The following is a 6131-nucleotide window of genomic DNA, read 5'->3' as shown; positions in this document are numbered from 1 at the left end:
TGGCTTATAATCCCGAGTGGCTGGCCGCTGGAGTCTGGACATAGAAAAGCGGAATCGGCCGGTTAGCCACGAAAGGCATAAGGCAAACCGGCGAAGCGGCGTTTTTCTGCCGCACAGCCGGGTTGGCTTATGATCCCGAGTGGCTGGCCGCTGGAGTCTGGACATAGAAAAGCGGAAGCAGCTCGCCATACAAATCCACTTAAATAATAAAAGCCAACTCGAGATTTTCGAGTCAGCTTTTGCTGGTTTCTGGACGCAAGGCAATGACTTCCTGCAGCGAAGAAGCAAACTTTACGGAGACGAGCGATTGGAGATGGTGCAGCTTTTTTGCATGGCTCGGCTTTACGCCACAAATAATGCTTTCTGTTCCCATGACGGAGATTGTCTGTAGAAGGGATTCTAAGCTGGTCAATCCTTGGCTTGTAATTTTCGTTATAGCCGTAAAATCCATAATGGTCGTTTCCGCATTCACTTGATATATATTTTCCAGCAGGCGGGCACTCACGGCTTCCACTTTTTCTCTGGATAATTCTCCAAATACCGGAATCAGCAGCCGCATGCTATCCAATTGGATGCATGGGGCTGACAATTCCTGGACTTGCTGCAGCAAATCAGCTGTCCGCTCTTTTTCCAGGAATAAATCATAATCGGTTTCATTCAGCCGGGAACGAAGCTGGGCGAGCTGCTGAACGATGCCTGCCAGTTCATCATCTTTCGGAACAAGGATGACGGATAAGCTAAATTGGCTGTCCCATTTAGCAAAAACATCGGCCAAAATCAGCTTGCTTGGCTGCGCAATTACATTCAGCTCAAACTTTTCAACTGCCATTCCAGAAGCCAGCATCTTCCTTGCCTTATTCGCACTTGCTTCATCGACAATTTCCAAGAATGACGAAACCTTGCCGAATAGGCGCAGCGCTTCTTCGGAACAATTGACTACTGAAAGCTTTTCATTTAACCGAAAAGCCGGGAGCGGCAAGTCATCATATTGAAATTCTGTATTCATCGTCCGGCTCCTCTCCCGTTTTGATCCAGTGTTCCAGTTGCTCAAGGTCTTTCACTAAAATGGCGCCTTCCACAATCAGGATGCGGCTGCTTTCAAAGGCAGCGGCCCGCCCTCCGACGATGATTGCAGGAGCATGCGCCAATTCTTTAAATTTATTTATATACGCTTTTAAAGTTGGCATGCGATAAACGAGCGCTGCCGATAAAGCGATGGCGTCCGGCTGCCACCGATTAGCAGCTTCCATTGCGTGGTCAAGCGGCATATTGGGCCCTAAATAATTGACGGACCAATCGTGTTCCCGAAAAAGGCTTGAGACCATTTTCAATCCGATGTAATGCTCTTCCCCTTCCGGTCCCAGCACCATAACTTTTCGTTTTGCAGCGTGTTCTTCTTCTCTGCGTTTATCTATGACCGAAACGACAAAATCACAAATAGCTGTCGCAAGGTGTTCGTCTGCCACTGAAATTGCATTGGTTTCCCATAACTCGCCAATATGGTACATGGCGGGCGTTAATAGCTGATCAAAAAGTTTTTTCCGATTATGGCTGTCGAGAAATTGCTGGACTTGCTTCAGCGCTTCCCGGTCATTGCCCTGCAAAAAAAGTTCTGCCAGTTCGGTTGGTTGAATCATCTGATCAACCTCCCTTCTTCAAATTGCTGCCTTTCAATAAATCATTTGCTTCTTGAAGGCATTGCTGCATAAATTCTTTTTCTTTCTGTTCAGCTTCTGCTTCAATGAAGCCTATAAGTCTCTCAAAGTTATCTATGATCAAATCGGCTCCGACATTCCGGCTCGTTAATACCTTTTCCAGCCATATCGTGTAATCCAAAAACACTTGTTTATCGTTTAAATCATACGCTGTTTCCAAATGGTCAAGATGATGCAGATTGTCTTTTTCCGTATGTTCAAATCCACGCTCACCGAAACGATCCCATAAAAATGGGTAGGCTTCATAGATTTGATTGGCTGTACTTTTGGCGATTTGCTTCTTTAACGCTTGATTCATTCTGCTACCACCTCATACTGATGCACTTTCGGTACAATTCCGGCCAGCGCTTTGTCGGGGTAATGCTTTTCGAGATCATGGATTTCCTTGAATTCGCTGCTTCTTACCCATTCCATATAAGCCTCTTTCGAATGCCATTCCAGATGGACAGTCAGTTCATTGCGCTTCTTTGTATTCTGGATCAGCCGGAAAGAATGGAATCCCGGCGCTTTATCGACCCGTCTCGAACGTTTTCGGTAAATATCAATGAGGTCCTGAGTCTTCTCTTCAGGCACCACAACAGTGGACGTCACAATATACATCAGATTACCCCTTTGAATTAAAGTGTTGATATCCATTATAGCCTTTCGTCTTTCGAATTAAAAGGAATCCCCTATTTGCGGTTAAAGCATTAGGATATTAACGTTTCCCCTTTTTATTAAAAGAATATTTTCATAATTTTCCTTGCAGTTTCTGTCAAGATGGTTTAAGCTTGAAGACATCGCAACATCCATAACTTCATATTATGTATTTCTTATCAAGAGAGACGGAGGGATTTGGCCCTTTGATGTCTCAGCAACCAGCCTGAAGAAGGCCACGGTGCTAATTCCAAAAGGCTTCGGCCTTAAAGATGAGAAGAACGCGTTCCTTATGAAACGGAGCTTTCTTCTTGCTGAAGAAAGCTCCATTTTTCGATTCACGAATAGGAGCTGTTCTTTACAACTAATAGGAGGTTTTTATGATGACCAACCACTTAGAGACTCGTTTTATCCATTCAACCGGCGTAGACAAAGAAACAGGGGCGGTCAATGTCCCTATTTATTTGTCTTCCACTTATCATCAGCCCAATATTGATGAGTTCGGACCATTCGACTACAGCCGATCCGGCAATCCGACGCGCCAAAAGTTAGAGGAAACCATTGCAAAACTTGAAAATGGCACCCGCGGGTTTGCCTTTTCTTCGGGCATGGCCGCCATCTCCTCTGCTTTCATGCTCCTATCTGCGGGAGACCACGTCCTTGTTTCGGAAGACGTTTACGGCGGAACTTACCGTTTCGTCACAGAAGTCCTGAACAAATTCAATATCGACTACACATTTGTCAATATGACCGATCTCAGTGAGATGGCTTCGGCTATCCGCGAAAACACAAAGGTCATCTATATCGAAACGCCTTCAAACCCGGTGATGAACATCACCGATATTGAAATTGCGGCTAAACTTGCCAAAGCAAACGATTGTTTAACTTTTGTTGATAATACATTCATGACGCCTCTTTATCAAAACCCGCTTGATCTTGGAGCAGACATCGTTTTGCATAGTGCTACAAAATTCCTTTCTGGCCACAGCGACATCATTGCCGGGCTTGCCGTGACAAAGGATGAAGAACTCGGCAGCCGGCTCGCTTTTATCCAGAACACATTCGGTTCGATTTTAGGGGCGCAAGATTCCTATTCACTCCTTCAAGGCATCAAAACACTTGGAGCCCGTATGAAACAGTCTTCCGCATCAGCCCGCATCATTGCTGATTATTTGCATAGCCACCCCGTTGTTGAAGAAGTCTATTATCCAGGATTCCGATTCCATCCAGGGAATCCGATTCATGAGCGACAAGCACGTGGGGCTGGCGCGGTTTTGTCTTTGCGGCTTGCCGATAAAGCGGCTGCTAAAGTTTTTGTCGATAGTTTGCAAATCCCGGTTTTCGCGGTATCGCTCGGAGCCGTTGAAACGATTCTGTCGTATCCAGCCACCATGTCTCATGCCGCTATGCCCCAAAAACAGCGTGAGCAGCGCGGCATTACCGACGGCTTGCTGCGATTGTCCGTTGGGTTGGAATATACGGATGACTTGCTTGAAGATCTCGAGCAAGCATTGAAAAAAGTCCATCAAACCAGTCCACAAGCCCTATTCTCTAAATAAATGCTGCCCAAATCAAAAAAGCCGTCCATCTTCTAAAAGGTGAACGGCTTTCTTCTATATTATATATGGTTACTCTTTTACGATAACCGCTGTGAAGTCATCAGCACTTTCAGCATCAAGGTTCGGACAAGTGGAATAGTTTGCTACCCCTGTTTCAATTGCCGCCTGGGCTACCGCTTTGGCAACTGCTTCAGCCACGCGCAGATCGAAGGGAGCCGGAATGACATAGTCCTCCCGGAGTTCATGCTCTCCAATCAAATCGGCTATAGCTTCCACTGCAGCGATTTTCATTGCATCATTGATTTCACTGGCTTGCACGTCCAGCGCTCCTCTGAATATGCCCGGAAAAGCTAATACATTGTTCACTTGGTTCGGAAAATCTGAACGCCCCGTGCCGATTACTTTGGCTCCTGCCCGTTTAGCTTCATGGGGCAAGATTTCCGGATTTGGATTGGCCATTGCAAAAATGATGGGATCTTCTGCCATCTCCCTTACCATTTCTTCGGTTAACGCGCCTTCTGCAGAAACTCCAATAAAGACGTCCGCACCGATAATGACTTCGTGGAGCAATCCTTCCTTGCGCTCATAGTTGGTCATCTCCGCTACCTCTTCTTTAAAAGGATTCATTCCATAAGCTCGGCCTTTGAAAATCGCACCTTTTGTATCGCACATCATCACATTCGTAAAACCGAATCTACTCAAAAGCTTGACCACAGCAATCCCCGCAGCGCCTGCTCCGTTCACAACGACTCTCGTGTCGGCAATTTCTTTGCCGACCAATTTTAGCGCATTGACCAGGCCAGCTAAAGTAACAATGGCGGTTCCATGCTGGTCGTCATGGAATACAGGAATATTCATCTCTTCCTTTAAACGCTGTTCCACGATAAAGCAAGCCGGAGCTGAGATATCCTCTAAATTCACGCCACCAAATCCGGGTTCCAATAACTTCACGGTCTGGATAATGGTTTCGGCATCTGTTGTTCCAAGGCAAATCGGAAAAGCATCCACTCCGGCAAACTCTTTAAAAAGCACGGCTTTTCCTTCCATGACAGGCAAGGCAGCTCCCGGCCCAATATTTCCAAGTCCGAGTACAGCAGTGCCATCTGTGACAACGGCGACTGTATTGCCTTTCATCGTGTAGTCGTAGACTTTGGCCGGATCCAGCGCAATTTCCTTGCACGGTTCAGCCACTCCTGGAGAATAAGCGAGGCTTAAATCGCGTCCATTTTCTACTGCCACTTTTGACCGGACTTCCAACTTCCCTTTATGCTGCAGATGCAATTGCAAAGAGTCATTTCTCAGATTCGACATCGCTTCATCTCCTTCAATACATAATGGTTCATTATAGAGGGATTTCGAAAAATTAAAAGAATTTTTCATAATATTCGGACTTTTGACTGAGGGGTTAAAGAAAGGAAGCGCTTTCTCTTATCGCTTCCTTCCTATTTTTTATTGTGCGGTATAGCCGCCATCCAAAATAATAGCTTGCCCTGTCATTCCTTTAGCAGAATCGCTTGCCAGATAGAGGGCTAAATCGGTAATTTCTTTAACATCAAGCAAACGCTTTTGCGGCACCAATGGATACAGCACTTCTTCCAACACTTGCTCAAGCTCAATCTTCCGTGTTTTTGCTAAATCTGCAAACTGATTCCGCACCAGTAAAGTATCCACATACCCTGGACAAATCGCATTTACGGTAATACCATCAGCAGCCGCTTCAAGTGCCGCCACTTTCGTTAATCCGATGACACCATGTTTGGCGGAATTATAAGCCGCTTTTCCTGCAAAGCCGATGACGCCGTTAATGGAAGCCATATTGAGAATGCGGCCAAATTTCTGTTCACGCATATAGGGCAAAGCATATTTGGTCGCAATAAAAGGAGCCGTTAACATAATTTTAACGAGCAGTTCAAACTTCTCCGTTGGAAAATCTTCCAACAGGGAAACGTGCTGCATTCCGGCATTGTTAACCAGAAAATCGAGGCGGCCAAACGCCTCAACCGTATAATCTATTGCATTTTTGATATCTTGTTCCTTCGTTACATCGCAAACAATGCCCCGCGATTCTCCAGGCATTTTTGCCGCAGCTTCATCTACTGCTTCTTGTGTCAAATCCGAAATAACCACTTTGGCGCCTGCTGCTGAAAAGGCATGTGCAATGTCAAATCCAATTCCCCTCGCGGCTCCTGTAATAAACAAGACTTTCCCTTCCATTTAGAAC

7 protein-coding genes and 1 riboswitch are annotated in these 6131 nt (G+C 45.8%); of the genes, 1 reads left to right on the top strand and 6 read right to left on the bottom strand.

Going from position 1 to position 6131, the window contains the following annotated elements; genetic code table 11:
* Positions 1 to 232: 232 nt before the first annotated feature.
* The 4 genes from MTR82_RS07525 to MTR82_RS07510 are packed head-to-tail and all read right to left on the bottom strand — an operon-like array spanning position 233 to position 2315.
* On the bottom strand, positions 233 to 1006 hold the full coding sequence (locus MTR82_RS07525) for an STAS domain-containing protein (protein WP_246808531.1): 774 nt from the start codon (positions 1004 to 1006) through the stop codon (positions 233 to 235).
* Complete coding sequence (locus MTR82_RS07520) at positions 984 to 1637, bottom strand: cobalamin B12-binding domain-containing protein (RefSeq protein WP_246808530.1); 654 nt, start codon at positions 1635 to 1637, stop codon at positions 984 to 986. Before MTR82_RS07520 ends, MTR82_RS07525 begins: the two co-directional genes overlap by 23 nt.
* A 4-nt stretch (positions 1638 to 1641) precedes the next feature.
* Entirely contained in the window at positions 1642 to 2013 is a 372-nt protein-coding gene (locus tag MTR82_RS07515) for a hypothetical protein (RefSeq protein WP_052650889.1), read from the bottom strand.
* A complete protein-coding gene (locus MTR82_RS07510; RefSeq protein WP_052650888.1) occupies positions 2010 to 2315 on the bottom strand; it encodes an antibiotic biosynthesis monooxygenase family protein in 306 nt (101 codons plus the stop codon). Before MTR82_RS07510 ends, MTR82_RS07515 begins: the two co-directional genes overlap by 4 nt.
* A gap of 209 nt (positions 2316 to 2524) precedes the next feature.
* Positions 2525 to 2630, top strand: a riboswitch (SAM riboswitch).
* A 104-nt stretch (positions 2631 to 2734) separates the two neighbouring features.
* On the opposite strand from MTR82_RS07510, the gene MTR82_RS07505 reads away from it, so the two are divergent.
* Positions 2735 to 3910: an aminotransferase class I/II-fold pyridoxal phosphate-dependent enzyme gene (locus tag MTR82_RS07505; protein ID WP_246808529.1), complete on the top strand. Its 1176-nt coding sequence runs from the start codon at positions 2735 to 2737 to the stop codon at positions 3908 to 3910.
* Positions 3911 to 3979: 69 nt separating this feature from the next.
* Here the strand turns inward: MTR82_RS07505 and ystJ are convergent, their stop codons facing one another.
* Positions 3980 to 5221, bottom strand: coding sequence for an NADP-dependent malic enzyme (gene ystJ / locus MTR82_RS07500; RefSeq protein WP_425023858.1), 1242 nt, complete (start codon positions 5219 to 5221; stop codon positions 3980 to 3982).
* Between the two features lie 138 nt (positions 5222 to 5359).
* On the bottom strand, positions 5360 to 6124 hold the full coding sequence (locus MTR82_RS07495) for a 3-hydroxybutyrate dehydrogenase (RefSeq protein WP_246808528.1): 765 nt from the start codon (positions 6122 to 6124) through the stop codon (positions 5360 to 5362).
* Between the last annotated feature and the right edge of the window lie 7 nt (positions 6125 to 6131).

The sequence above is a fragment of the Planococcus ruber genome, assembly GCF_022819085.1.
Lineage (GTDB): Bacteria > Bacillota > Bacilli > Bacillales_A > Planococcaceae > Planococcus > Planococcus ruber.
This window is presented reverse-complemented; position numbering and strand designations above follow the sequence as displayed.

Coding starts and splice junctions, on each gene's coding strand:
- MTR82_RS07525 (WP_246808531.1), bottom strand. CDS start 1,006: ATGAATACAGAATTTCAATATGATGACTTGCCGCTCCCGGCTTTTCGG.
- MTR82_RS07515 (WP_052650889.1), bottom strand. CDS start 2,013: ATGAATCAAGCGTTAAAGAAGCAAATCGCCAAAAGTACAGCCAATCAA.
- MTR82_RS07510 (WP_052650888.1), bottom strand. CDS start 2,315: ATGTATATTGTGACGTCCACTGTTGTGGTGCCTGAAGAGAAGACTCAG.
- MTR82_RS07520 (WP_246808530.1), bottom strand. CDS start 1,637: ATGATTCAACCAACCGAACTGGCAGAACTTTTTTTGCAGGGCAATGAC.
- ystJ (WP_425023858.1), bottom strand. CDS start 5,221: ATGTCGAATCTGAGAAATGACTCTTTGCAATTGCATCTGCAGCATAAA.
- MTR82_RS07495 (WP_246808528.1), bottom strand. CDS start 6,124: ATGGAAGGGAAAGTCTTGTTTATTACAGGAGCCGCGAGGGGAATTGGA.
- MTR82_RS07505 (WP_246808529.1), top strand. CDS start 2,735: ATGACCAACCACTTAGAGACTCGTTTTATCCATTCAACCGGCGTAGAC.